Here is a 25,526-nt window from a genome sequence, read left to right on the forward strand (position 1 = left end):
ATCCCAGCTTCCTGCTCCTTCAAGATCGCAATGATCTGCTCTTCATTGAACCTGCTTCGCTTCATATCGTCCGACTCCTTGCGTCAGACTCTACCAAAAAGCGGTCACATTTCAGGGGAGCACGTCAAGATGGATGGTAAATCTGAGGAATAAACCGATTACGAAGGTCACCAGATACTGCAGCCAGGGTACGGAGACCCTAGACGTTGTCCGTTTTGAAGTCAGTAACAATTAGCGCATCCGGATGTGAACGCATCCAGTTCAACAATTCGGCAAGTGGAACCATGTTCCGGTCTGCCGTGTCGTGGGCAAGGACAATGCCATCTGAACTCATAAAATCTATTTCTATTAGTCTTAAGCCATTGCGATAAGACAAATTCATAGCTTCGATGTCGTTCGTATAGGTCGCCGTCGGGAGCCCGCCGCCAGCGTGGGCAATGAGGGCCTTTCCTACAATTGGGGTATATGCGTCGCAACCCGGGTGTGAGACGGGCGCGAACCTCCAGATCCCCATGAAAGCGAAGGCTGCAACTGCAGCGATCCAGACTACTCTTCTTCGAGTTGCAATGTGTGCCACAGTTCGAATCTACACGTCTGGCTTTCGTCTTGTCACCACATAACTACCGCTCTTCGAAGGTGCATGACGTGATGTGATGGGTACGACCCTGCGCAACTACACAATGAGACCCTGGCCGTAGACTGCCATGATCCAGTTGGGCAGATGAGGAGCGGCTGCAGATAGGCGGCCGCCGAGGAAGGTCAGGCGAAGCTTCGGCTTCTCGTTGAGCATCGAGTTGTCGTAGACCAGACCTGCGTCAGCCCTGAGGATTGCTTTGCGGATGAGCGGCGCGTTACGCTCGTAGCGCGCACGAATCTTGTGCTCCGGCACGGCATGGCCGCCTTCATCTACCCGCGCATGCACACGCTTGACGGAGATGTCTGCGTCTTCGACGCCCACATGCATGACGACGACATGGAAGCCATTGGCTTTGGCCTGGTCGATGAGCTCGAGCTTGGATTCGTGCGAGAATACCGTTTCGGTGACAAAGTCAGCCCTTGCGGCAAGAAGTGCGGCCCGGCGTTCGGTCGCAATCTGCGCGGCCTTGTAAGAGGCTTCTGGTAAGGTGTCGCGCAACTCGTCCCGCTGGATTAAGTCCGCGTTGATGAAGGGGGCATGGAAATGCGGGGCAACGCGCATTGCGTACAGCGTCGACTTGCCGGCACCGTTAGGACCGGCAAGCACAATCATGGTGTGGTTCATCAGTGATCTGCGTCAGCCGGCAGATCCGCAGCCCTCACAAGCCTGCCTGTCCTGTCGAGGCCAACGCCGCGGCCGAGCTTGCGGCGTTCGGCAAAGAACGCTTCTTCTTCGGGAGTGGCTTCACCCATCTTCTCGATGAACTTCTCAAGCCATACGGCATGCTCTTGGTCCGAAAGGGCGGCCGCTGGAGCCTGACCGGCCAGCACTGCGTTGACACGGTCGTGACTAAAGCGACCTGAACGCTCGATCGCCATGCCGATCCGCATCCAGTGCGCGATCTGGCCGGACAGGGACCGGCTCTGCAGCTCGGATTCGAGGCGAACTTCTGTCATGATGTCATCGGCGAGCTTGATGGATTGAGCCATGTGCGTTCTCCTAAAGACATGGTAGCATTTTGCCACTCGACCTTCAAGTGCGGCGTTTATTTTGACCGTCTGTAATTACCAAAGCTGGTCGTTCCCGATCAGAGCAGTGAGCGTCTGCTTCCGCCGAAAGCCGCCAGGCGGCTTTAGGGGTCGAGCGCCGGCACCGCTGATGACTGCAGCTGGTTGGAGAAGCGAACGTCGACTTTATAGGATATGGTCCAATTTCCAAGCAGCCGTTAAACAATCCCTTTAAGGTGCCAGTGGAACATTTCGTCGCTTGACTGCCCATCGAGACGCCTCACTCATGAAGATGCAACTGGAGGGCTTGCGCGGTTTTGAGATAGCCTTTCTCGGTCAAAGCAACGTTTGCCGGGCTGCCATCGCTTCCCTCGCTCGACACTTCGACCAGTCGCATAAGCTCCAAGGCATTTGTCCAGCGTATGATTGTGGAGGATGCGCAATTGATCGAAGCGCACAGAGCCTCGACAGAAAGGGGCGCGCTCCTGCTTCGCGCTTCGAACAGCTCGAGCACGATATCGCAGGCAGGGCTAGTTGCAAATCCCTCATGCTCGAAGATTTGGTCAATTTTGCGCCGTGTTGCCTTGAGGGCCGCCGCCACAGCGTTGAGGGTCTCCGTGCTGGCAAGGCCCGCATATTGTGGATCGCTCATGCCTCTGACTTCGAGAGACAGGGCCTCCATGCGATCAGCGATGGCATCACCTGCCACCTGTTTGAAAACTGTTTTTTTCGCCACTCGGCTTTTCTGATCGGTATTGTGATCCGGCACGGTCACTTCTCCGCTTGGGTTGAAACCGATTTTTAGTATTGCATGCGTCGCACTCGAGGCCAAGTTGAGAACGACAAAGCGATGAGCAGAGCTACGCTAGCACGCGCCGCGGTTGGTCGAGGCCTACCGCCCCGACCATTCTGGACTGGAACGAACTTTCACCGTCTGGCTGAAAGGTGTAGCAGGCGGAGACGGTCATCAAAGCCCGGCTTGTGGAGAAGGTTGCTAGCTGCATAAGCGCGCCCACCAATATTCAGCCTTAGTTGGCTAGTGCCATTCCCTCGATCCGACAGAATCCTCACCATGAATGATCGAGCTACAGAGCAGGAGCAAGCATCCCTCGAGCAGTTGATCCATCTTGTCGATCAGGCCCTCAAGATTTGCGACGAGCAGGGACGAGCAGGGTTTCATCTTCGCAGGAATTCATGTCTGCGCTGCAACGGAAGTTCTGAGAGCGCTGAAGAACGAAGCATAGCTGGTATAATTCACTTCTACGCTCGAACGGCGAATGTCGCATAACAACTGAATTGGGGTCGCTTGCAGAATGGCAGCAATTTTCCAGCAGGCGGCGAAGCCGCCATTAGAACCACGGCAGCTGCCGACCCAGACCAAGTCATTCGTGATCGTCAATACGAACGTCCAGTTCCGCCGAAAGTCGCCATACAGATCTTGGGAATGAGCGTACCCCCGACTGATCAGGACATCCGGGACTGGAGCTCGTGTCGCTCCAGCCCCGGCATTGCGCGCATCATCAAAACCTGAAAGAGGCCTCGACCCCGTAGGTGCGAGGTGCACCGCGGGTCAGGTAGTCCTGGAAGAACGCATTCAAATTCAGGCCATAAACGTAATAGAATTTGTTGGTCAAGTTGCGACCCCAGGCCGACACCGAGAAATTATCGCGGGTATAGGTTACTCGCGCGTCGAACAACCAGTAGGAAGGGTTGCCGCAGGCGAGTTCTGGCGTGGCCAGCAACACATTCGATCCGGCCACTGGCTGATCACATGGATCCTGACCGTAATCGCCGAAAGGATCGAAGAAATACCTTCCCATATAACGCGCATCGCCGCGGATCATAAGCTTGTTGCGGCCATCATCGAGCGGAGTAAGTTCCAGCCCGGCATTGAAGGTCAGCTCAGGCGCGTTGGGGAAGTCGTTGCCGTTGATATTGAGGGTCAGCGCGGTTGGATCGTTCGGGTCGACCGCATTGCCGGTGTATTTCGAGTTGAGATAGCCCGCCGCAGCATCGAAGCGAATGAGGTCGTTGGGCTGCCAGATCAGCTCAGCCTCGCCACCGAACAGCCGCCCGTCGGCAGAGCGCAGAAAGCTGGTTGCCCCTATGATCTGGGCGATCTGCTGGCCAGTGTAGTCGTAATAGAACGCCGCTCCGTTGAGTTGGATGGTGTTATTGGCGAACTGGCTCTTGAACCCGGCTTCGTAGGCGTTCACCTTTTCCGGATCGACGAAATAAACCTGGCTGATGTCCTGATAGGCAAGCGCGTTGAAGGTGCCTGCGCGGTAGCCGCGCGAGTAGCTGGCATAAAGCAGCACGTCATCGTTCGGTTCGTAGCTCAGGATCGCCCGCCCGGTCAGCTCGCCGGTGATTTCGTCGGCATTGACCCGGCCCGGCGTCCCATTCAGTGGAAATTGGAACGGCACGAGGCTGGCAAAGGCGTTCTGGCCGGACAAGTCGAACAATACCGAGGAGGCATTGCTGAGGCGCACATCATCCCATGTATAGCGCAGGCCGACGGTGAGCGCGAGCTTGTCGGTGATCTCCAGCTTGCCTTCGCCATAGACCGCGAAGCTCGGCCGGGTGATGGTGAATTCCTGACGGGCAAGGATCGGCCCGAAAGGCGGCGCCCCGGCGGCGGCGCAGGCGGCCTGAATGGCTGTGCCGCCGGCGCTATTGGTCGCCGCGACATCGGCGTTAAACGCGATCAGCGAACGCGCGTCGAAGAAGGCATTGGGATTGATGACCACTGGTGCACAGAAGCCCGGATCAGTGATCGCCAGCGTCGGGTCAAGCGCAAAGGCCGGCAGGGTGCCCAGCGAATTGCCGACCGCGATTGGGATATTATTGAATTGGCCCGGCACGCCGAAACCCTGAAGCAATGGCCGCAGGAAGCCGAAGAAGTCGGGCTCGTTGACGGTGTCGATCGAATCCTCGCCGTAGTAGGCGCCAAGTATCAGTTTGAACGGGCCACCATCATCGAAGCTCAGGCGCGTGTCGAAGTTGAGGTTCTGTGATTCCGAAAAATAACGGATCGCGCAGACGTCGTTGGGCGAACCATCGCAATCGAACGGCGAGAGGCGAAATGTCGCCTCGTCGTAACCCATAATGCTGGTGAGCGTCAGGTCGTCGTTGATCCGTCCCTCGACCGTAAGCGTGGCGCCGTAGCTGTCCGTGAAATATCGGCCGGCCGTGTCGGCCTGAATTTCATTGCGGCGCAACGTGCGGCCGCCGAGTTCGGGCCGGGGGGCGAAACGCGAATAGCCCGCTGCATCAGTCCGGCCCTCGAGATAGCCAATGCCATAAGGCAGGTCCTGCCGCGGATTAGCGCGCGCTCCGTGGAGCTTCAGCGTAATCGAGAAATCGGGCGAAGGCTCAACCAGGAAGGTGATGCGCCCGGCCACGCTGTTGGTCTCGGCAAAGTTCTGGTTCAGCGTCGGGTTGAAGGTATATCCGTCTGCATCGACATAAGTCCCTGCAATACGCACGCCAAAGACGTCATCGACGATTGTCGCATCGAGCGCACCTTCTGCAAAGACGCGGTTGAAGTTGCCGTAGCCGACCGTCATGTAGCCGCTGGCACCGGAAAGGCTCGGCTTCCTGGTGATGAAGTTGATTGCGCCACCTGTGGTGTTGCGGCCGAACAGCGTGCCTTGCGGACCACGCAACACTTCGACCCGTTCAAGATCGTAGAGCTGCTGGCCATGACTTGCGCGGAACGACTGGTAGACTTCATCGACATAGACCCCCACCGGCGATGCAGTGGCGGCGGAGAATTCGTTGGCAACACCCACGCCGCGCAGCGAGAAGTTGGGCTGGGTTTCGGAATAGGCGCTGGTAACCTGAAGGTTGGGCAGGCTTCCCATCAGGTCGCTGGTATCGGTGATGCCGCGCGCGGCCAGTTCGTCCCCCGTAATCGCAGAGATGGCGATGGGCACCTTTTGCAGATCCTCGCTACGCTTGGTCGCGGTGACGACGATGGTGGCGATGCCGCCCTGGGCATCCGCTTCGTCTGCCGTGCTGTCCTGCGCCAGCGCGGGCGCGGCCGAACTGGCCAGCACAGCGACGACAGATACGCCCTGCGCCAAGCGGCGGCGGGCACTGGTATTTGGCTTGATCATGGTCTCTCTCCCCTGCTTTTGTTTGGTTAGTTTCCAGTTTTCAGTGCTTTTCCCTCACCCGTCCAAGATATCCACGCCGCGCCCGATCGGCGTAAAGATCCGCCAGAGCGCGTTTCTGCACTTTGCCGCTGTCCATTCGCGGCAAGTGGTCGACGAAGGCGATCTGACGGGGGATCTTGTTGGCGGCAACGAGGCCGCGCAGCCGTTCGGCCATGGCACGCGCTGTGGCGGCCGGATCGGCAGCGGGTGCGCGGAGTTCGACCACAGCCTGCACCACTTGACCAAGATCGGCATCGGGCACGCCAAACACCGCGCAATCGACGATCGCGGGATCGCTCATCAGCGCCGCTTCGACCTCGGCCGGGTAGATGTTCGCGCCTCCGGAAATAATGGTGAAAGCCGCACGATCAGTCAGCCAGAGATAGCCCGCATCATCCACGTGGCCGATGTCGCCCATCGTGACATAGCCCTGACGGCTGGTGGCTGCGGCGGTCTTTTCGGGAGCATTGTGATAGGAATGTGCCGTGGTGCCTTCGAAAAACACCCGGCCTGTCGTCTTCGGGGGCAAGCGCGTGTCGTCGTCGTCCAGAATATGGATGACCGAACCATAGGCGCGGCCCACGCTGCCGGGGCGGTCCAGCCATTCGGCGCTGGTGATGTGGGTGAAGCCTACCGCTTCGGTGCCGCTGTAATATTCCTGCAAGATCGGCCCCCACCAGTCGATCATCCGGCGCTTGATGTCGGGCGGACAGGCCGCGCCTGCGTGGATCGCACAAAAATGCGATGGCGGATTGGCGGGCCGCTGCGGCAGGGCCAGCATACGTGCAAACATGGTGGGTACCCACTGGCTATGGGTAACGCGGTGTTCGGCCAGCAACGCCAGCGCATCGGCGGCATCGAACTTGCGCATCGCCACCACGGTGCCGCCCATGCGCTGCACCGTCATCGCCCAGCGCAACGGGGCCGCATGATATAGCGGCGCAGGGCTGAGAAACACGGTTTCTGCGCCCATCCCGAAGAGCGCCCGCGCGCGCTCGACCCTTCGCCCATCGCTGCCCAGCGGCGCCTGCCCGAGCGGGCGCTTCACGCCCTTGGGACGCCCTGTGGTGCCCGAGGTGTAGAGCATGTCGCTCCCCTCGAAGGCGGGAAACGGCGCCACGTCGCCCTCCTCCCAGTGATCCGGGGTCAGCGCATTCGGAACGGCAGGATAGTGGGTCAGCACCACCTTCGCCCCGCTGTCAGCGAGGATGTAATCGCGCTCGGGCACTGCCAGACGTTCGGACAGCGGCACGAAATAAAGCCCTGACATCTGCGCCGCCCAGGCTGCCACGAAGAACTCCGCGCTATTCCCGAGGATCAGAGCCACCGTATCCCCGGGCGCGCAGCCGAGCGCGGCGAGCCGTCCGGCGAGCTGGCGGCTGCGAGCAGCGAGCGCACCGTAACTCAGCGCCGCGCCATCGATGATCAGCGCCACGCGCCCCGGCGCAGTCTCGGCCACGGCTCCCGGGTGGAGGCTCATGCCGTCGGCTCCTGAGCGAGGCTGCCGAGATGCCCGGTTTCGTTGATGCTCACCACTGTCAGACGTTCGAGCGAACCGCCTGCCAGTCGGGTAATCGAGCCGTAATCGGGCACAAAATTGGCATAGCCTGCCAGCCCCAGTGCATGGCTCAACAGGATGTTGATCGGAAAGCCGTGTGTGAAAATCACAGCAGTCTTGCGGTGGTGGGCCGCAAAGATCGAGGCGAAGCCGTCCAGCGTCTCGGCCACGAAGCGTTCGGAATCGATCCCGAAATAGCCCAGCGGATCGGCCAGAAAATGCGCCCATTCGGCCTCGCCCTTGGCCCTGACCATCTCGATGTTGGCATAGGCGCCGCCATAGCGATCAACCTCGCCAAGCGCCGGGATGGTGGTGGCGGGGATTGCCAGCGCGTCCAGAAGCGGGGCGGCGGTCTCAGCGGCGCGGTGCATGCCGGAATGGATGACGAGGTCGATCGGCTCCTGCGCGAGGAAGGCCCCCACCGCGTGCGCCTGACGGTGGCCATCGGACGACAGCGGCGGGTTGCCCGCGCCGGGCTGGGCAAGGCCTTGCGGCTTGCCATGGCGCACAAGGATCAGGCGCATCTCAGCCCGCCTCCGCGATGGTCCGAAAGGCGTGATAGCCACCATCCGCCTTGATATCCGTACCGTTGATCCAGACCGCATCGGAGCCGAGCAGGAATTGCGCCACTGCAGCGATCTCGTCGGGGCGGGCATGGCGGCCCGTGAGAGCGGCGGCGGCGGCGATACGGTCCGCGCCAATCGAGGCTTCAAAATCGGCAAGAATTGGGGTTTCGACCGGGCCGGGGCTAACGGCGTTAACGCGCACGCCCTGCGCGCGCATGCTGTCGGCGGCACGCTGAACCCAGCGGATCAGCAGCGCCTTGGAATATTCATAGGCGGTCTTGCCGTCGCAAGGCGTGGCGCGCGCCGTGGGGGCCAGCGCAAGCCAATCATCCTTGGCACCCTCGTCGAGCGGGCAACGCGCGGCGGTGACACTGGCGATTGCGACGATCGAAGCACCGGGCGCCAGTCGCGACGCCAGAGCCTCGGTCAGCAATCGCGGCGCATCGAGGTTTACTGCCATGATTGCCGCCGGATCGGCCGTGCCAGGCAGGCCTGCGACATGGGCAATTCCGTCGAGCGCGCCTTCGATTCCAGCAGCGGCCGCGGCGATCGCGGCGCTGTCGGCAAGGTCGCACACCATGTCGCCGCCTGTCCGGTCCAGCCCGATCACCATATCGCCCGCTGCTTGCAGACGCGCGGCCAGCGAAGCGCCGATCCCACTCGCTGCTCCCGTGACAAGGATCCGGCGGCGGCTCATTGCCAGCGCACCATCATGCCAGTCCAGCCGGTGAACCAGTTCGAGGGCAGCCGGCTTGGTGCGGTCAGGACCTCGATAGCGGTGATCTCACGCAGCATGGTATCGAACAGCAACCCGCTCTCGAGCCGGGCAAGGTGCGTCCCAAGGCAGAAATGCGCGCCCACGCCGAAACCCACGTGGGGGTTGGGTGAACGGTCGAGCACCAGCTCGTTCGCTCGTTCGAACACAGCTTCATCCCTGTTGGCGCTGGCGAACCACAGAACCACCTTGTCGCCCGCCGCAATGCGTGTGCCGGCAAGTTCGGTATCGCAGGCGGCGGTGCGACGCATATGCGCGACCGGCGAGACAAAGCGGCACATCTCCTCGACCGCCGAGGGCACCAGAGCAGGATTGGCGCGCAGGGTATCCCACAGATCCTGCCGCACCATCTGCGCGAGCCCGCCAGTCACCAGAAAACGCGTGGTCTCGTTCCCGGCGACGGTGATCAGCATGAAATAGGCGTCAAGGAGTTGCTGTTCGAGTGGCGCATCATCGAGCCGCGCGGCTACCATGCGACTGGCGAGATCATCGCCGGGGTGCGTGCGCTTGGCATCGGCGAGGCCGCGGAAATAGGCGAACAAAGCGGCGCGAGCCTCGGCCTGCTGGCCATCGGTGGCGCGCATGTCGCTCATCAGGTTGGCCCAGTCAACGAGACCGGGGGCATCTTCGGCCGGCACGCCCAGCATGTCGGCGATCACCAGCATCGGCATGCGCACCGCGATCCGCTCAACGAAATCGAACGGCGCGCCGCGCGGCGTGTCTGCCACCAACTGCTCGACGATCGCGCGGAACGCCGGGCGCCGGGCCATGACCTGTTCGCGCGACAGGCCGGGCATCACAATCGAGCGCAGCTTGCCGTGCAGCGGCGGGTCGGCATTGTGGACGCTGGGCGCGCCATGCCCCTCGGCCCGGCGGTTTCTGATCTGGGTGCCGTGGCCCGACAGGAACACGGCGTGGTTGCGCGCCGCAGCCACCACCTCGGCGTGACGGGTGACGCACCAGAAGCCTGATCCATCGGCTTCCGGGTTGAACCACAGGCCAGGCATCCGGCGCAGTTCGGCAAAGGCCTCGTGCTCGCGCGTGGCCTCGAATGGGGCGAGATCGAGCAGGTCGACAGCGGTCATCGGGGCTGTCCGCTGATGGTGCGATACCAGATCAGCCCGCAGCTCTTGCCCAGCCGGTCGATGAAGGCATCGTCGGGTTCCTGGGCAGCGAGGCCGACCTGCACATAGGCGAGCTGTTCGGTGAGCGAGCTGAGGCCTTCGGCGACCATCGGAATATCGGGCAACGGTGGCACCGCGCCGCATGCCACCAACCGTTCAAGCCAGCGTTCCGTGCGCGCGACATAGCGATCGCGCATCTGCAACCACACCCGGCGGAAATCGCTGTATTGCTGCTGCGCCGCTGCCTCGCGCGCTACCCTTAGCAGCAGGCGATTGGAGCGGTAATCGCGGAAAAACTGGATGTTGCGGCTTTCCAGTCGTTCAAGCGAGAGCATATCGGTCTCACCAACGGCGCGGGCGGTGGTGCGGCGCAGTTCCTCGTTGAGCTGATCGAGCAGCGCCAGTAAGATCGCATCCTTGTCGGCGAAGTGGCGGTAGAACAGGCCGTGGCTGATGCCTGCCTCGGCGACGATATCGGCGATTCGAACGGCGTTGTAGCCATATTCTCCAAAAGCGACGGTTGCAGCAGAGAGCAGCTTTTCGCGCGTGGCCTTTCCCTTGCGCGTCGCCGGCAAGGCGATCACCGCCGTCTCCTTTGCGTCTTCTGCCATCGCCGCTCTCCCATGGCGGTTGTTATTCGTGGTGCCCTTTAGGCTCCATGATTGCAAAAGTGATGTCAATGTCATTTTTGCGTGACAGACCGTTTGTGCTTGGGCATTGTTAGGGGCCAGATCTTCGGGAGCAAAAACCGGGGGCGGAGACAGGGGAGTAGGCCAATGGGCAGACTGGAAGGCAAGGTAGCCATCGTCACCGGTGCGACGGGCGGCATCGGCTCGGCAACAGCGCGCAAATTGCTGGACGAAGGGGCGCAGGTAATGCTCGCCGGACGCGATGGGGGGCGGCTGGGCGCAGCGGCGGAGGCTCTGGGTGCGGGCGACCGGGTTGCCACATGCGCCGGTCAGCCCGCTGACGAGGGTGATGTCGCCGCGCTGATCGCGGCCACTACCTCAAGGTTCGGCGCGCTCCACGCGCTCATTGCCAATGCCGGTAGCGAAGGCAAGGTCATGCCGATTACTCACACTAGCCTTGAAGATTTCGAGGCGGTGCAGCGCACCAATGTCAACAGCGTCTTTCTTGCGATCAAGCACGCTGCCCCGGCCATACAGGCCGCAGGCGGCGGAGCGATTGTCGCGCTGTCCTCGGTCGCGGGCGAGGTGGGTGTGGCGGGGATCGGCGCCTATGCCGCCAGCAAGCACGCAATCGCCGGCCTTGTCCGCGTCGCCGCACTGGAACTGGCCGCCGCCGGGGTAAGGGTCAACGCCGTTGCACCTGCGCCGATCGACAACGCGATGATGCAATCAATCGAAGGACAGGCGAGCCCTGCCGATCCGGACCTTGCCCGCGCCGGCTTCACTGCTCTGATCGCGATGGGCCGTTACGGCACCGATAGCGAGGTCGCCAATCTCATAACCTTCCTCGCCAGCGACGAGGCAAGCTATTGCACCGGCGGCAACTATGCGGTCGACGGCGGTTTTCTGGCAGCGTGAGGGGGCGCGGACGATGATCGACACCGAACCACATCTTGCCGCCATGCTCGAAGAGCGCAAGGCCCGCCGCGCCATGCCGCCGTATATTCCGCAGGTCGATGGTGACGTGCAGACGCTGCTCACCAGCTTTTTCGCCCGCGAGATACCCGGCAGCAGCGTCAGCGGCATCGCCCGAATCGGCGGCGGCGCATCGAAGGAGCAGTTCGTATTCACCCTCGCCGCTCCCGGTGAGCAGCCACGCCGCTATGTTCTCAGGATGGACGCGCTCGAAGGGATTACCGAGACGAGCAGGGCGCGTGAATACGACGTCCTGAAAGCCTTCCGGGGCGTGGTGCCGGTGCCCGATCCGATATGGCTCGATGCCGACGCGGCGCATTTCCCGACCCCGGCAATCATCATGGAATTTGTTGAGGGCGTAACGAAGCCGCAGACCGACGGGGTCAGCGTAACAGGCCTTGGCACCGTGCTGGGCGATCCGCTGCGCGGCCTGATCGCCCCGCAGTATTACGCCAACCTCGCTGCGATCCACAAATTCGATTGGACAGCCGCTGGCCTCCGGCACTTCTCCGCCCCCACTGCCGACCCGAAACAGCCGACCCGCTGGCTGATCAATTTCTGGAAGGAGCTTCTCGAACAGGACGCGGTTACCCGCGAACCGGTGCTACGGCTGGCAACCCAGTGGCTGGAAGATCACGTGCCCGATTGCCCTGCTCCTTGCGTTGTCCACGGCGACTACCGCACCGGCAATTACCTGTTCGACGAGGCAAGTGGCCGGGTCACCGCCATTCTCGACTGGGAGATGAGCTATATCGGCGATTTCCACGCCGACCTCGGCTGGCTGCTGCAACCGGTGTTCGGCAGCAATATTGGCGGCGTGTTCAGAGCGAGCGATATTGCCCCGCCTACCGAAATGATCGCCGGTTACGAAGCGGCGAGCGGCAACCGGGTGGACCCGGTCAAGCTCCACTACTTCACGGTATTCAACGCTTGGAAAAGCTACGTCCTCGTCTCAGCGCTTGGGATGCAGGCGGCACGAACGGCGCACAACCATCAGGACGTGCTTCTGACCTTCCTCGCTGCGACGGGGCCGATGTTCGTCGATGATCTGGCGCGACTGCTGATGATGGAGGAAAGCCGATGAACCCTTCGGTCGATGATCGCCTCAATTCCGTGCTACGCGCGTTGCAGACCGTGGTGCTCCCCGCCTTGCCTGACAGCGCGAGCCTTGCGCGCGAACAGGTGATGCTAGCAATGGGGCATATCCAGATCATTCAGGCGCAGCGCGATGCCACGCCCGCATTCGAGCAGGACGAGCTAGACGATCTGCGGAACATGGCAGGGGCAATCCTTGCACTTCATGCGGCCCCCGGCGGCTGCGCGCGGGAACGCGATGCGCTCGCCGCTGTGCTGGAGCAAGCCGATGCCGATGGTCCGCCACGGCAGGCCGCCGAGGCGATCCGGGCCGCGATCGATACACTGCTGATCGCCGCGCGCACCGTAGGTGAGGCCGATTTTCACACAGCCTTGGCGGCCACAATCCTACCGCTTGGCCGGGCGCGGGCGCTCAAGGACCGAGAATGGTTCGCGATCATGGGCTTCGATATCGAACTGAGCGGCGGCTGAAGCTGACCGGTGATGCGCTTCGACGGGCATTTCCGCATGGCGATCGGCGGTGCGCTGGAAAGCGGAGCCGGGCGGATGGCTGTGATCAACCCCGCGACCGGTGCCGGTTTCGCCGAAGCCCCCGATGCCGACCGAACCGACCTTGACCGGGCGGTCGCGGCAGCGCGCGCGGCCTTTCCCGGCTGGGCCGCAACGCCGCACTCTGATCGCGCCGCCAAGGTGGAAGCCTTGGCCGATGCGGTCGAACAGCGCGCCGTCGATTTTGCCCTGCTGCTGACCCGCGAACAAGGCAAGCCGCTGGCTGAGGCGCGGCGCGAGGTGCTGGGCCTCTCCGCTTGGCTGCGCGCCGCCGCTGGCCTGACGCTCCCGGTAACGGTGCACGAAGATAGTCCGGCGCGCTATTGCGAAACCCGCCACGTGCCGATCGGGGTGGTGGCCGCCATCGCGCCGTGGAACTATCCGCTGCTGCTCGCCTCCTTCAAGCTTGGCCCGGCGCTGGTCACGGGCAATTGCGTGGTGCTTAAACCCTCGCCCTTCACCCCGCTGACCTCGCTGAAGCTGGGTGAGCTTGCCCAGGCTATTCTGCCGGCGGGCGTGCTGAACGTGGTATCGGGCGGCGATGCGCTCGGGCCGGGGCTGACCGCGCATTCTGGTATCGACAAGATCGCCTTCACCGGATCGACAGCCACCGGCAAGCGCGTGATGGCCGGTGCAGCCGAGACCCTCAAGCGGATAACCCTTGAACTGGGAGGCAATGATCCGGGAATCGTCATGCCCGATATCGATCCGGCCGGAGTTGCACCTGAGCTGTTCTGGGCCGCTTTCGGAAATGCGGGACAGGTGTGCCTCGCCACTAAGCGGCTGTATGTGCACAAGGCGGTCTATGCACAAGTTTGCGAGGCGCTGGTGGCATATGCTGCCGGAGTGAAAGTCGGGGACGGCGCAGACGCCGATACGCAGATTGGGCCCATCAACAATTCGGTGCAATATCGCCGACTTCTGGATCTGCTCGCCGATTGCCGTGCGCAGGGGCATCGCTTCGCCTGCGGCGGCTCGATCTTGCCCGGACCTGGCTATTTTCTATCGCCGACCATCCTCGACAATCCGCCCGAAGCTTCAAAGATTGTGCAGGAGGAACAGTTCGGACCGATCCTGCCCTTGCTGGCTTACGAAGACGACGACGACGTCGTGGATCGGGCAAATTCAGGAGCTTACGGCCTGGGCGCGACGATCTGGGCGAACGACGAACTGGCCGGATGGGCGCTCGGTGAGAGAATTGCGTCAGGTAACGTGTGGATCAACGAATGTCGCCCTCTGTCGCCTATGGTGCCCTTTGCGGGTCATGGGCAATCGGGCTTCGGGGTAGAGAACGGACTTGAGGGAATGCTGGAATACACCCTCCCGCGCTCATCCAGCATGAGACGGCGCATCCATCAGACTTGAGCCTCCCATTCGCTCGGCAGCGAGAATGGCTTCGGGGAGCGGAACATGAATGGTATATTTTCGCGATTGCAGCAATTTCCTGCTGTTCGGCTCACGGCCGATATTCCGCTGCTTTGCGATGCCGTTCGTGCAAACTCTAAATGTCGGCTTCTGACAGTAGCTGTCGCTGAAGACGCCGATTGGCAACGGCAGGAAAGGCCCACACCCGGTCACTCACGTCGGCCCGATTGAACGTCCGCTTCCGCTCGAAGCAGCCATCCCGCTTTAAGGGTCGCGCATCAGCTCGGCTTATGAACGTTGCTGGGCCTCACAGCTTCGATCACTCGTATGGGCAGCTACCGTTTCCTTGTCACCGCCTATCGCAGGCGTCAACGGAAGCTGGAACTTCGGCGCAAGTAGCACGCTTGACAAACCGAACCGAGCAACAGGGCCATTTCGGAAGGAGCACGCCATGGGCGACTATGAACCCGATGATTCCCGAAAGATTACGCAAAACAAGAGCAAGACCCCGATTGAGCCGCCTCGAACTGGTCCTGCTGAAAACGCGACCCAGACCAAAGAGACGAGCGACGAAACTGGAAAAGGAAAAGCCGCTTCGTCAAAGCCGAAGGAAGATGCTCGTTGGCAGGTTCGGGAGTCTGGCCGAGCAGTAACAGAAGATGCAGCTAAGCCGCACTCGGATTCCGAGGACAACGGCCTTTAGCCTAGCGGTCGGTGCCGCCGGATCAACTCCACTTTAACGCTTTTCGCAAGGCGGCTATCGGGCTGCTTTCTGAAAGTCGGCTTTCGTAAAGAGAACTTGCGAGCTCGTGCCACGCGTGCTGGCAAACAACGAGTTCAGCCGCCCGCTCATTCGCCTGATGCAAAGCTAAGAAGCCTACTTTCGCATCATGGTTCAGTGCTCGGGCTGCCGCAGACTGCCAAATGGGGAACGTAAACTGGAGTCCCTTATGAATTTCGATTTCATGGTGCTGCTTCCCTTCTGGATCCTCGGCGTCCCGTTAGTCGTTGCAGTTCTGAGCTATTTCAGGCTGCCCAAGCACAGCGAGATCGTTCGCAGGAGCGAGCGCCGTCGCAATTAACTTAGTGCCTGGCGACCGGAATTTCCGGGCAGGTTGCCGATGTTCGACTAAACCTCTCCAAGGAGCGGCCGAGGGGCATGGCAGCTAAGGGTTCGCTAGCCGCATTCCGCCTCTGGCGAGTCCGCCGACGAGTCTGACATAACGCCTTTCCGGATCGAGGATCGGCCCTGCTTGAGGTCGGGATTGGGCGGTAACCCGACCATGGTGCTTTAGTCAGATGTCGCTGGGTGGAATGCAAGCAGTGGCCTCGTGGGAAATCGGATGCCTCTTGATCGTCCCTTTTTGAATGGATCGGATGTTAGGCCTCGAGGAAAATCGTCCCGCATCGGCCGATAAGGAGAACAAGCATGCGCGCCATGCCAGCTGTCGTCGTTATCATTCTGCTGACTGCCTGCTCCAAGCAATCGCAGCTCAACCGCGGCCTAGTGGATGCCGGCATTGCTCCTACGACAGCAAGCTGCATGTCACAGGAAATGGCCAAGCGCCTGTCTGCGAAACAACTGCGGAAGCTTGATCGCGTTGCAAACGACGCTGGAAAGGAGCTGTCGGAGATGTCTGTGTCCGATTTCATCTCGGCAGCTCGGCGAGTGGGTGACGCCGAAGTTATCCTCGTCACCGGTGCAGCAGCGGCTTACTGCAAAGCTCTTTAGGGCGGCTGCCGGAGGATACCTTCCGGCTGATGCTGGACCTGAGGTGTTCGATGCCCTGCTCGGATCCGCACAGAACTGTGCCGTGCCGCGGGCAAACCTCGGTTAAGGCTCCCAAAGGCGCAGCGAGCGATGGCGGTTCCTGCCGTTTTATCCTGCAAAGGGTCAGCCGTGACTTTCGACATCATCATCGTAGGCGCCGGACCGGCCGGCCTGAGCGCCGCGCTTTACGCTTCCCGGTTCCGCCGTTCGACGCTCGTCATTCACGACGGCAGACCGCGCGCGGCGTACATCCCTTTGACGCATAATGTCCCCGGATACGATTCCGGAATCGCAGGCTGCGAATTGCTGGAGCGCATGACGCGCCATGCACAGAATTGCGGTGCAACTTTTGTGCAAGAACGGGTGACGGATATCAGCCTCGCCAACGGCCTGTTCCATGTGGTCGATGGGAACGGCGTGCTCCGGTCCGGACGGGCGGTCATATTGGCGACAGGTCTCGACCAGAACGAGCCGCCTCTCGACGAGGACGTGCATCAAGCCGCGATCAATGCCGGCGTGCTGCGCTACTGCCCGGTCTGCGACGGATTCGAGCACCAGGGGGAGCGGATCGGCGTGCTCGGATGCGACACCTCGGGAGCGGCCGAGGCGCTGTTTCTTCGCGGATATTCCGACGACGTGACCTTGCTCCCCCGCCGCGATGTCGAACTTTCGGCCGAGGAGCAGCGCGAGCTGGAGCAGGCCGGCATCCACATCGTATCCGAAGCGGTGTCGCGCTTCGAGCCGACCGATCGCCACATGCTCCTGCATCTGGAAGGCCGTTCCAAGCCGCTGGCCTTCAACGTCCTCTACCCAGCGCTCGGATCCCGGCCGCGCAATCGCCTGGCGCATCAACTCGGGCTGAAGACCAACGCGGCAGGCAAGGTCGCAGCCACCTCCCCCTTTGTCACGGACATGCCAGGCCTCTATTGCGTCGGCGATCTGGTGGAGGGGCTCGATCAGATCAGCGTCGCGATGGGCCATGGGGCGGTCGCCGCCACAAAAGTACACAATTGGCTACGCGAGTGCGACGGCCAGACGCCACATGCCGTGCTCGGGCATGATTAGGGCGCTTCGAGCCGCTGACGGATTGCCCACCGAAGGCGGGAGCCCTTAACTTTGAGGCATCCGTAACTTTGAGGCATCCGATTCCGTGGCCACAGATGTATTGGTCCTCACCGCGGCAACGGAGCGCCTTGCGAAGTTTTCCGCACCTGACCAAGATGACGCAAAAGCTACCACTCCACTTGCGGGATCGCCAATCGACCATTCTAAAGATCGGAGATGGGCGGGAAAGCGATTGGCTACTGTCGCGCTGCAATTGTCGCTCGGTTGGGGAATGCGGACATAGCTTTTAGGTTCGCTCGCCTGCGAAGGACTGAATCGTTGGTAGAAACTGTGCGTTCAGTTCGGCTCGAGGCGTCGCACTGCGTTTCAGTCGCCCCGAACGATAACGCACACCGCCGCAAACCAGACTCTCGCAGAGTGCCAGCCAGGCTGTCACAGCCCGCTCACCGATCCAAGCAGGCGCCCAAAGTGCGCTGCTGGCGGGGAACACCTTTCGCGCGCCATCTCTTCGCCTTCCAACCTCGGCAGCGACGATTGAAGCGACTGCCATCGTCGTAAGTGCGTTAATGCGGCGCCGCTCGAGCAAAGTAAGGACCGTTGGCAGTATCGCCAACTGGGCCACAAACCTGCTGGGCCGCGCCAACTCATCATAGGCCTGGCGCACGCGCTGGCGCCAGAAATGTGCAGCTGTGGGCGGACGGCGGACGACGAACAGATCGCGCGCCACCATCTCACGCCCGCCAACGGCTTCGATAGTGCGGACCAATTCGAGATTTTCGAACAACACATCCCCTGCATATCCTCCTGCAGCAAGGAAGCGCGATCGGCGCAGAGCCAGAGTGCCGGGCCAGTCGCCGTCCAGCACGCGGTTGAGAAGAATGCGGGCGCTGTCCCAACGGGCGTGCCACGGCAAGGGGTGAAACCAGTTCTGCGGCCGAACAACATCAAAGCGACCGAGCAATCCGCTCAACCGCAAAAGCTCGTCGCGCCGGTATCGGACATCATCATCGGCAATGACGACATTTTCGTTTCGGGCGGCCAGCACGCCCGTGATCACGTTGCCGACCTTGCCGTTTTGGGTGAGCGTCTTGGGCGGCATGTGCCTGACGTGATGCGCCCATGCGTGGGCATGCGCGCGAAACAAGCTATCGGGCGACCCGTCGACCACGATCACTTCGTCCACCACCCGGCTCAGCCGACACAAATAACCTGTGAGAGCGCGCGCCTGCGAAGACGAAGCTGCGATCGGCAGAATATAGCTGATGGGCAGAGGATTGATCATGACGGACCGCGAAGCGAAAGCAACATTGAAGTCAGATGCCATTGGTGCCGTTCGTTGCGCATTCACTCAGGCCTCTAATTCGCGCCCGTAACATTGATTACTGATCAGGCGGGCAGCCAGTTTGACGCGAGCCCAGCCGCTGCTGCTCGCGGACAGCTCGCCATGCGAGATAGAACGACCATTCCTGCCCGCCGCCATTGCCAGCTGCGATCAGCCTCGGCTCGTTCACGCCCTGCCGCAACGCTAAGAGAGGATTGAAACAGGTTAGGCCGCCATCCGGGGCCGCCGTGTATCCGTTCAGGCATCTTTCGCTGCCCCGGCGAATTCTGCTTGTGGAGAGAGAAATGGCATTCAATCCCCTCACTGAAAAAGGCGATCCCGCTGGATCGCCAGTTGCGCAACTGGTCGGAACTCGCGGTCGAGCCCTACCGCACCGAAGATGTGCACCCCTACACCCGCTGCCGCGTGATCCTGATGAACGGCATCGAAGTCGAAGCGATCATGAATTCGCACAACGCCGCACGCCGCACCGCCGACAGCGGGATCAAGCAGGCGCTCGCCATGGTCCGGCGGATCGAGCAGCAGCAGCAAAAGGCCGTCAACTGGCTGATCCCCGGCAGCGAGAGCAGCATTGCCAACACCATCGGCTATGAACAAGTCGCGGTCGATCTCACCTCGTGGATCGCCCGTCACGAGCCTGATCCCTACCTCAAGCAGGTCTACGAATTCGGCGTGCTGGAGGATTACGACCACCTCTATCGCTACGCCAACCTGATGGACCTGATGGGCGAACGCCGCAAAGCCGAGGCGATCACCGGCGACCTCACCGAAATCCTGCCGGGCCGCCCCACCATCTTCCAGCACCGCGACCCGCATGACGAACTGCGCCGGCCGATGACGGTGGAGGCGGCAAGCGTGCAGTCGATCCTCAACGCGCTGACCGTGCTGTCGGCCGAGCAGCAGACGATGAACTTCTACATGACGGTCGGCAACCGGCCCGAACACCCGCTTGCCCGCGCGCTGTATCAGGAGATCGCGATGATCGAGGAGCAGCACGTCACCCATTACGAATCGATTCTCGATCCGATGACGCCCGAAATGCTCAACTGGGTGCTGCACGAATACAACGAATGCTGGCTTTACTGGTCGGCTTGCGAGACCGAGACCGATCCGCGCATTCGCGGCATCTGGGAACTGCACCTCGCGATGGAGCTCGAACACCTTCGGGTGGCGTGCGACGGGCTGAAGGCGGTGCACGGGCTGGATGCGGCGGATTTCTTCCCCAAGGGCGGGATCGACAACCCGATGACTTTCGAGCCGAACAAGGAGTATGTGCGCGACGTGCTCGACCGGACGGTCGACTGGACCAGCTGGGACAGCGAATTCGTGCCCATCAACGATCTGCCGCAGGGCCACCGCTTCTTCGACTACCAGCATCAGGTCAACGAAGGCAGCGTGCCGAGCGAGGACGTGATTGCCGCGCACCGCAGCGAGTTCAGCCAGGAATACCGCTTCGCCACCGAAGGCGACCACCCGATCATCGCCCTGCGCGACAGCGGAACGGGCGAGAATACCGAATATGCCAAGGCCGAACAGCAGGCCCGCAAGGAGTTCGCACAATGACGGAACAACACGGAACGCTTCGCCACACGATGGACAAGGCCAGTGACGTGATCGGCGGATTGATGGGCCGCGCAGTTGCCAAGACGTCGGGCGCCGCGTCCACACCAGCCTTTATCGAGAACGCCGCGATTGGAAATCTCTACGAGATCAGGGCCGCGCAGGTTGCTCTGCAACGTAGTAGATCGGATGACGTTCGTGATGTCGCGCGGCGTATGATAACGGATCACACCGCCATGACCCACCATATGCACTCAGCGCTGCGCATGACCGAAACCGAAGGTATGCCCACTCCGCCGATCGATCTGGACACAAGGCGGCGCAAGTTGGTCGAGCATTTGGAAGCCGCGCCCGATGACGCCTTCGACAAGACCTATCTCGATCAACAGGTGCTGGCGCACAAGGAGAACCACGATCTGCTGTCCGGATATGTGCGTAGCGGCGGCAATCCGCAGTTGCGCTCGCTGGCCGCTGCATCGGAGCCGGTTGTGAAGCGTCACCTTGTCGCAATAGAGCGATTGCAAGCGGAAGTGCGCGGCTCGCTGCCCACCAGCTGACGCCCTGTGGCCGAGGCACTCAACCCCGCCGAAATCTTCGAGCGCGCCGCCAAGGAGGGTGAGCGGCGGCTCGACCAGAGCTGGCTCGAACTGGTCGCCACCGGCTTTATCGCCGGCTTTACCATCATGTTCGGACTCATCGCGCTCGGCATTGTGGAGGGGCTGGCCGAGCCGCGCCTAGGCGAACTCGCCCGGCTGCCGGGCGCGTTGGCATTTGGCGTGGGCCTGGTGTTTCTCGTGGTGGGCCGGGCCGAGCTGTTCAGCGACAATTTCTTCGATCCGATCGCCGCCGCCTTCCGTCAGGACGAAGGCCAATTCGCAGGCAAGCTTGCGCGGCTCTGGTTTGCGACACTTGCGCTCAACCTGTTGGGCGGCGCGGTGCTGGTGCTTGTTGCCGCTGTCCCCGGCACACTGCCACCGGCAGCTGGACACGCGCTCGACCGAATCGCGGAGGAGATCGCGCACCGCTCTTGGATGGCGACTCTGGCGCGCGCGGTGATCGGCGGTGCGCTTGTGTCGCTGCTGTCGTTTCTTGTGATCGCCAGCCGTGGCACAACGGGGCGTGTGCTGGTGGCATGGATAGTCGGCGTGCTGCTCGCGCTCGGGCCGTTTGATCACGTCGTGGTCAGCATGCTCCACATCGCCTTCGGCCTGACCGGAGATGCCCAAGTAACTTGGGGCCATGCCGGTGAGGTTGGCCTTATCGCTCTGCTCGGCAATCTTGTCGGCGGCGTCGGCCTCGTGACCCTCTCCCACGCTGCCCAAGCGAAGGCCGCCGAGCGCAAGCGGGACTGACGCGCCAAGGGTCACTCGGCCCTAACCGCGGGTCAATCGCGCCGCCGCAGCCACGGTCGCCAAGCGTCTGCCGCACCGCTCGGGTCGCCCAGATGCCAACGCGCAATAACCGACCTCGGGAACTTTGGAGCAGGTGGGTGCAATGGTCGCAACCGGCGCTTCTCTCGCTCGTCGAGCATCTCGATCACTGCTGCGAGGCTGGACCTGACCTGCTCCTCTTGCGACACACGCTGCGCCGGGACGCCCAGAAAATGGCCCACAAGCCTGTGCCTCAAAGCTGCGATAACCTTGATGTCCGCTTCATCCGGCGCAATCGCGAGGTCGCACTCCGTGTCGTATCTCATCGATCGCCGCGACACATTTGCAGATCCTGTTCGGATCATTCGGTCATCGACGATCATCACCTTGGAGTGCATTAACACCGGCCTGCCTTCCGGTGAATGCGGAGCGTAGACATGAAAACGCCCAAAGCGGTCCGCAGCGCGCAAGCGATGGATGAGTGCATCGCGGGGCGGGTCCATTGTTATCCGGTCGAAGAAGCTCGGCGCGTGTTCGCCGGTAACTACCACAACCTCGGGGCCGTCAGTCTCCGCAAGACGTGCGGCAATTGCATCGCCCAGAATGTCGGACGCGAAATACTGGTTCTCGAAATAGAGCAGGCGGCGAGCGGCAGCGATCCCGGCGAGGAACGATGCCTCGTTTTCGCGCACTTCATGGTCGCCGTGCCACGCTGGCACCGTGCGGCTTATACCGACAGGCTCATTGGTAAGGTCAGGCTCGACGCATCGGGGCCAAGGATCGACTGGGCCTTGACCGGGTGCCGCAGGCGCATACCCTACGGCTTTGCGCCAACGATCGCGCGCCAGATTGCCGAGGGCGCGGGCAGCTTCCCCATCCACCAACACCGTCAGGCCATGTCTTGGCGGATAGGGTTTGCCGCGAGGCGTTGTTCGGTTGGAGTTCTCGTCGCGATGGTCGGGCTCGTCCCAGCGGTTTCCGCTGAAATCGTCCCCCGAACAAAATGCCACGGCGTCATCTATGACCAGCAATTTCTGGTGATGGGCTGCACCCCTCGGCATCGAGGAATCGAGCTTGAACGTCACCGGGGATTTGCGGAACCTCCACCACGCGCGCTGCGGCATCATGCGCTTGCCCAATGCCACGGCGAGCGCCGCGTCCCAGACCAGCACACGGACATTGAGCGCGGGCCGCTCAAGAGCGAGCGCGTGCAGTAGTTCGCCGATCCGGTCGGACTTGCACGTTGGGGCGCTTGGATCGAGCCGGCACCGATGATCGAACTCCCAGCCGATCAGCAGGATCGAACGCCGCGCCTTCAGGAGTGCAGCCTTGGCGGCTGAGAAATAGGCGGCATTGTCGCAGAGGAACGCGGCCCGGTTCGCACGCTCCACCCGCCAGCAGGTATCGCCAGGGTTGATCAGCGGGGCTGTTGTTCTTTCGTCCATTCGATCTTTCAAACTGTGGTTCGCGCGCCTGCACCTTCGGATACGATGTCGCGCTGCCTTGCCGCACCTTGCGTCAGGCATCGCTAACCCAGACTACCATCGGATCGGCGGAAACGCGCCCTATGCCGTCCGTGGACTGAGCGGGAATGCAGTCTGCCTGACCTATGTGAAGGCGCATCTACCCCGCGGCCAATAGCCCCGAGAGCAACCTAAGCAGGTCAAGTTCAGCCAATTGCAAAAGGAGGAGATAATGGCGCGACAAGCCCGGAGCGCTGACCGATTGGTCGGTAAAGGCCGGGGCGGCGCAAAAGACTGGATCGCTGTCCGTCTAAACTCCTTTGCGCTTTTGGCCCTTTACGCTTGGCTGCTGGCGGCGCTCGTGCTGCTCCCCGATCTTTCCTACGATACCGTGCGTGACTGGCTCCGCCGTCCCCTCAATTCCGTAATGATGATCCTGCTGATCATCGTCAGTTTCTGGCATACCAAATACGGACTGAAGGAGCTGATCGACGATTATGTCCTTCAGCCTTTCCCGCAGGCCGTCTGCATTGCTGCAATGTATGCGTTCACGATCTTCGGCGCGGCGTTCGGGGTCTGGAGTGTGGCTCGAATTGCGTTGGTGCCTTGATGAAGAAGGTCCGATTTCGATCGAATGCTGGGGAACTGACGCAACCTGAGCGTGTGGTCATCATCGGCGGCGGCTTTGGAGGGATCGCCTGTGCGCGGGCGCTTCACCGTGCGCCGGTGCAGGTCACGCTCATCGACCGCAATAACTATCATCTGTTCGCGCCGCTGCTGTATCAGGTGGCGACCGCCGCGTTGTCGCCTGCGGACATTGCCGAACCGATCCGGAAGATCTTGCGCAAACAGGCGAATGCCGAGGTGCTGCTGGCCGACGTGACCGGGATAGATGCAGCAGGAAAAGCGGTGCTGACCGATGATGGCTCGCGCATTCCTTACGACCGCCTCGTGATTGCGACGGGCTCGGTCTACAATTACTTCGGCAATGATCGCTGGGCCGCCCACGCACCGGGACTGAAGACGATTGAGAATGCGCGCGCGATCAGGGCGCAGGTGCTTTGGGGCTTCGAATGCGCCGAGCGTGAAACTGACCCCGACCGGCGGCAAGCACTGATGACAAGCATCATTGTAGGCGGAGGCCCAACCGGGGTTGAGATGGCGGGTTCCATTGCCGAACTCGCCCGTCATGCTCTCACCCGCGATTTTCGCCGAATCGATCCTCGTGCAGCGCGGGTGATTCTGGTCGAGGCGGGGCCGCGCATTCTTTCCGCCTTTCCCGATGAATTATCCGCCTATGCATTGCGGCGCCTGAATGCGCTGGGGGTCGAGGTTCAGATCGGCCGAACGGTCGAGGATGTGACAAGCGATGGGGTACAGGTTTCGGGTGAGTTTATCCGGGCCAATACCATGGTTTGGGGAGCGGGTATCAGAGCCTCTCCCGGAGCGCGCTGGCTGGGCATGGAACCTGATCGGGCGGGCCGTATCCCGGTCAACGACCGACTGGAAGTCGCAGGCTTTGCGGGGGTCTACGCGGTCGGCGACACGGCTGCGAACATGAGCGCGGAAGGCACCCCGCTGCCGGGTCTCGCGCAGGTGGCAAAACAGCAGGGCGAGCATTTAGGGCGCGAACTTGGCCGACACCTGCGGACCGGCGAGGAGATGGCGCCCTTTGCCTTTCGCAACCGCGGCAATACCGCGATTGTGGGCCGCCATGCCGCTGTCTTCGAGTTCGGCCGCAGGCGGCTGAAAGGCTATTTCGCTTGGGCGCTTTGGGCAGCGGTGCATGTGTATCTGCTGGTCAATTTCGAAAAGCGGCTGCTCGTAAGCATCCAGTGGCTATGGCGCTACTTCACCTATCAGCGCGGCGCCCGACTGATCATCAATACGCCCAGAAGCACAAGCGATTCCGCGGGCGATTGAACCGGCAAAGGCCGCCTGGCTCATCGACGCCTAGATTGGCTCGCGCCGAAAAGCCCTATTGCACCGTCGACCTTGCTGGAAACACCTGTGTAGGGACCGTCACAGTGGCGGACGTGCCAAAGACAAGGGTGACATCAATCAGCGCGCCGGGCACCACGTTCGAATCATAATTCGAAACGACGACGAATTCGCCATCCGGGTTCAGGCTGAGCGTTTCGCCGGGTTCGATCGGCAGGGTTGCAACCGGCATCCATGCCGGGCCGCCGGTTTCCTGCAGCCCGGTGGCGCTTGCATGGGCGAGCCGCACTTCGGTGAGTTGAACCGTCTGATCTCCGACGTTGGTGACATCGAAATAGACCCTCGCCGCAGTGCCATCGCTTCCGGGCAAGACGATGCGCGAGTTTTCGACACGGACGATTGAGCCGAAATCGGGCGCAACGGGTGCTTCAGTGTCGGATTCGGTCGCCGTTTGCCAAAGCGGCCACAGCAGCATCACGGTTCCGACCAACCCGCCAATTATCAAAGCCACGATCAGCCATCGGTGTTTGTTCATGGGTCACCTCATCCAGCATGTGGGTCGTGGGAGCGTCGA

Annotated in this window: 24 protein-coding genes; 12 read left to right on the forward strand and 12 right to left on the reverse strand. The window is 61.7% G+C overall.

The features are described from left to right. Window positions 1–673 precede the first annotated feature (673 nt). From J3454_RS15850 to J3454_RS15890, 9 genes are all read right to left on the reverse strand, one after another. Window positions 674–1,261, reverse strand: coding sequence for an ATPase (locus J3454_RS15850; RefSeq protein ID WP_349514752.1), 588 nt, complete (start codon window positions 1,259–1,261; stop codon window positions 674–676). Next, a complete protein-coding gene (locus J3454_RS15855) occupies window positions 1,261–1,626 on the reverse strand; it encodes a TA system antitoxin ParD family protein (RefSeq protein ID WP_349514753.1) in 366 nt (121 codons plus the stop codon). The genes J3454_RS15850 and J3454_RS15855 overlap by 1 nt, the downstream gene beginning before the upstream one ends. A gap of 298 nt (window positions 1,627–1,924) precedes the next feature. Next, entirely contained in the window at window positions 1,925–2,419 is a 495-nt protein-coding gene (locus J3454_RS15860; RefSeq protein ID WP_349514754.1) for a hypothetical protein, read from the reverse strand. A gap of 745 nt (window positions 2,420–3,164) precedes the next feature. Further along, window positions 3,165–5,765 (reverse strand): TonB-dependent receptor, encoded by a 2,601-nt coding sequence (locus J3454_RS15865; protein WP_349514755.1) that lies wholly within the window; start codon window positions 5,763–5,765, stop codon window positions 3,165–3,167. Window positions 5,766–5,805: 40 nt separating this feature from the next. Next, complete coding sequence (locus J3454_RS15870; protein WP_349514756.1) at window positions 5,806–7,284, reverse strand: AMP-binding protein; 1,479 nt, start codon at window positions 7,282–7,284, stop codon at window positions 5,806–5,808. Further along, a complete protein-coding gene (locus tag J3454_RS15875) occupies window positions 7,281–7,886 on the reverse strand; it encodes a histidine phosphatase family protein (RefSeq protein ID WP_349514757.1) in 606 nt (201 codons plus the stop codon). The genes J3454_RS15870 and J3454_RS15875 overlap by 4 nt, the downstream gene beginning before the upstream one ends. A 1-nt stretch (window position 7,887) precedes the next feature. Further along, the gene (locus J3454_RS15880; protein WP_349514758.1) at window positions 7,888–8,625 is read right to left on the reverse strand and encodes an SDR family oxidoreductase; all 738 of its coding nucleotides are present in this window, start codon (window positions 8,623–8,625) and stop codon (window positions 7,888–7,890) included. Continuing rightward, entirely contained in the window at window positions 8,622–9,788 is a 1,167-nt protein-coding gene (locus J3454_RS15885) for a cytochrome P450 (protein WP_349514759.1), read from the reverse strand. The genes J3454_RS15880 and J3454_RS15885 overlap by 4 nt, the downstream gene beginning before the upstream one ends. After that, window positions 9,785–10,438: a TetR/AcrR family transcriptional regulator gene (locus J3454_RS15890; RefSeq protein ID WP_349514760.1), complete on the reverse strand. Its 654-nt coding sequence runs from the start codon at window positions 10,436–10,438 to the stop codon at window positions 9,785–9,787. Before J3454_RS15890 ends, J3454_RS15885 begins: the two co-directional genes overlap by 4 nt. 165 nt (window positions 10,439–10,603) lie before the next feature. Between J3454_RS15890 and J3454_RS15895 the strand changes: the two genes are divergently transcribed. From J3454_RS15895 to J3454_RS15925, 7 genes are all read left to right on the forward strand, one after another. Next, a complete protein-coding gene (locus tag J3454_RS15895; protein WP_349514761.1) occupies window positions 10,604–11,374 on the forward strand; it encodes an SDR family NAD(P)-dependent oxidoreductase in 771 nt (256 codons plus the stop codon). A gap of 13 nt (window positions 11,375–11,387) precedes the next feature. Further along, window positions 11,388–12,515, forward strand: coding sequence for a phosphotransferase family protein (locus J3454_RS15900; RefSeq protein ID WP_349514762.1), 1,128 nt, complete (start codon window positions 11,388–11,390; stop codon window positions 12,513–12,515). Further along, window positions 12,512–12,997 carry a hypothetical protein gene (locus tag J3454_RS15905; RefSeq protein WP_349514763.1) on the forward strand — a complete coding sequence of 162 codons (486 nt, stop codon included), beginning with the start codon at window positions 12,512–12,514 and terminating at the stop codon, window positions 12,995–12,997. The genes J3454_RS15900 and J3454_RS15905 overlap by 4 nt, the downstream gene beginning before the upstream one ends. 12 nt (window positions 12,998–13,009) lie before the next feature. Continuing rightward, a complete protein-coding gene (locus J3454_RS15910) occupies window positions 13,010–14,440 on the forward strand; it encodes an aldehyde dehydrogenase family protein (protein ID WP_349514790.1) in 1,431 nt (476 codons plus the stop codon). A 451-nt stretch (window positions 14,441–14,891) separates the two neighbouring features. Continuing rightward, entirely contained in the window at window positions 14,892–15,143 is a 252-nt protein-coding gene (locus tag J3454_RS15915) for a hypothetical protein (RefSeq protein ID WP_349514764.1), read from the forward strand. Between the two features lie 726 nt (window positions 15,144–15,869). Further along, window positions 15,870–16,172, forward strand: a complete 303-nt coding sequence (locus tag J3454_RS15920; protein WP_349514765.1) for a hypothetical protein — start codon at window positions 15,870–15,872, stop codon at window positions 16,170–16,172. Window positions 16,173–16,340: 168 nt separating this feature from the next. Continuing rightward, on the forward strand, window positions 16,341–17,276 hold the full coding sequence (locus tag J3454_RS15925; RefSeq protein ID WP_349514766.1) for an NAD(P)/FAD-dependent oxidoreductase: 936 nt from the start codon (window positions 16,341–16,343) through the stop codon (window positions 17,274–17,276). 286 nt (window positions 17,277–17,562) lie between these two features. Here the strand turns inward: J3454_RS15925 and J3454_RS15930 are convergent, their stop codons facing one another. Beyond that, window positions 17,563–18,600: a glycosyltransferase family 2 protein gene (locus J3454_RS15930; RefSeq protein ID WP_349514767.1), complete on the reverse strand. Its 1,038-nt coding sequence runs from the start codon at window positions 18,598–18,600 to the stop codon at window positions 17,563–17,565. Window positions 18,601–18,951: 351 nt separating this feature from the next. On the opposite strand from J3454_RS15930, the gene J3454_RS15935 reads away from it, so the two are divergent. The 3 genes from J3454_RS15935 to J3454_RS15945 are packed head-to-tail and all read left to right on the forward strand — an operon-like array spanning window position 18,952 to window position 21,530. Further along, on the forward strand, window positions 18,952–20,181 hold the full coding sequence (locus tag J3454_RS15935; RefSeq protein ID WP_349514768.1) for a hypothetical protein: 1,230 nt from the start codon (window positions 18,952–18,954) through the stop codon (window positions 20,179–20,181). Beyond that, on the forward strand, window positions 20,178–20,735 hold the full coding sequence (locus J3454_RS15940; protein ID WP_349514769.1) for a DUF4142 domain-containing protein: 558 nt from the start codon (window positions 20,178–20,180) through the stop codon (window positions 20,733–20,735). The genes J3454_RS15935 and J3454_RS15940 overlap by 4 nt, the downstream gene beginning before the upstream one ends. A gap of 6 nt (window positions 20,736–20,741) precedes the next feature. After that, the gene (locus J3454_RS15945) at window positions 20,742–21,530 is read left to right on the forward strand and encodes a formate/nitrite transporter family protein (RefSeq protein WP_349514770.1); all 789 of its coding nucleotides are present in this window, start codon (window positions 20,742–20,744) and stop codon (window positions 21,528–21,530) included. Between the two features lie 32 nt (window positions 21,531–21,562). Here J3454_RS15945 and J3454_RS15950 read toward each other — a convergent pair whose 3' ends face one another. Beyond that, window positions 21,563–22,993, reverse strand: coding sequence for a phospholipase D-like domain-containing protein (locus J3454_RS15950; RefSeq protein ID WP_349514771.1), 1,431 nt, complete (start codon window positions 22,991–22,993; stop codon window positions 21,563–21,565). A 250-nt stretch (window positions 22,994–23,243) separates the two neighbouring features. Here J3454_RS15950 and sdhD point away from each other — a divergent pair, with 250 nt between their 5' ends. Both sdhD and J3454_RS15960 read left to right on the forward strand, forming a co-directional pair. Next, complete coding sequence (gene sdhD, locus J3454_RS15955) at window positions 23,244–23,621, forward strand: succinate dehydrogenase, hydrophobic membrane anchor protein (RefSeq protein ID WP_349514772.1); 378 nt, start codon at window positions 23,244–23,246, stop codon at window positions 23,619–23,621. Then, on the forward strand, window positions 23,621–24,934 hold the full coding sequence (locus tag J3454_RS15960; protein WP_349514773.1) for an NAD(P)/FAD-dependent oxidoreductase: 1,314 nt from the start codon (window positions 23,621–23,623) through the stop codon (window positions 24,932–24,934). The genes sdhD and J3454_RS15960 overlap by 1 nt, the downstream gene beginning before the upstream one ends. A gap of 55 nt (window positions 24,935–24,989) precedes the next feature. Here J3454_RS15960 and J3454_RS15965 read toward each other — a convergent pair whose 3' ends face one another. Beyond that, window positions 24,990–25,487 carry a copper chaperone PCu(A)C gene (locus tag J3454_RS15965; protein ID WP_349514774.1) on the reverse strand — a complete coding sequence of 166 codons (498 nt, stop codon included), beginning with the start codon at window positions 25,485–25,487 and terminating at the stop codon, window positions 24,990–24,992. Between the last annotated feature and the right edge of the window lie 39 nt (window positions 25,488–25,526).

This window comes from Erythrobacter sp. NFXS35, assembly GCF_040148725.1.
Lineage (GTDB): Bacteria > Pseudomonadota > Alphaproteobacteria > Sphingomonadales > Sphingomonadaceae > Erythrobacter.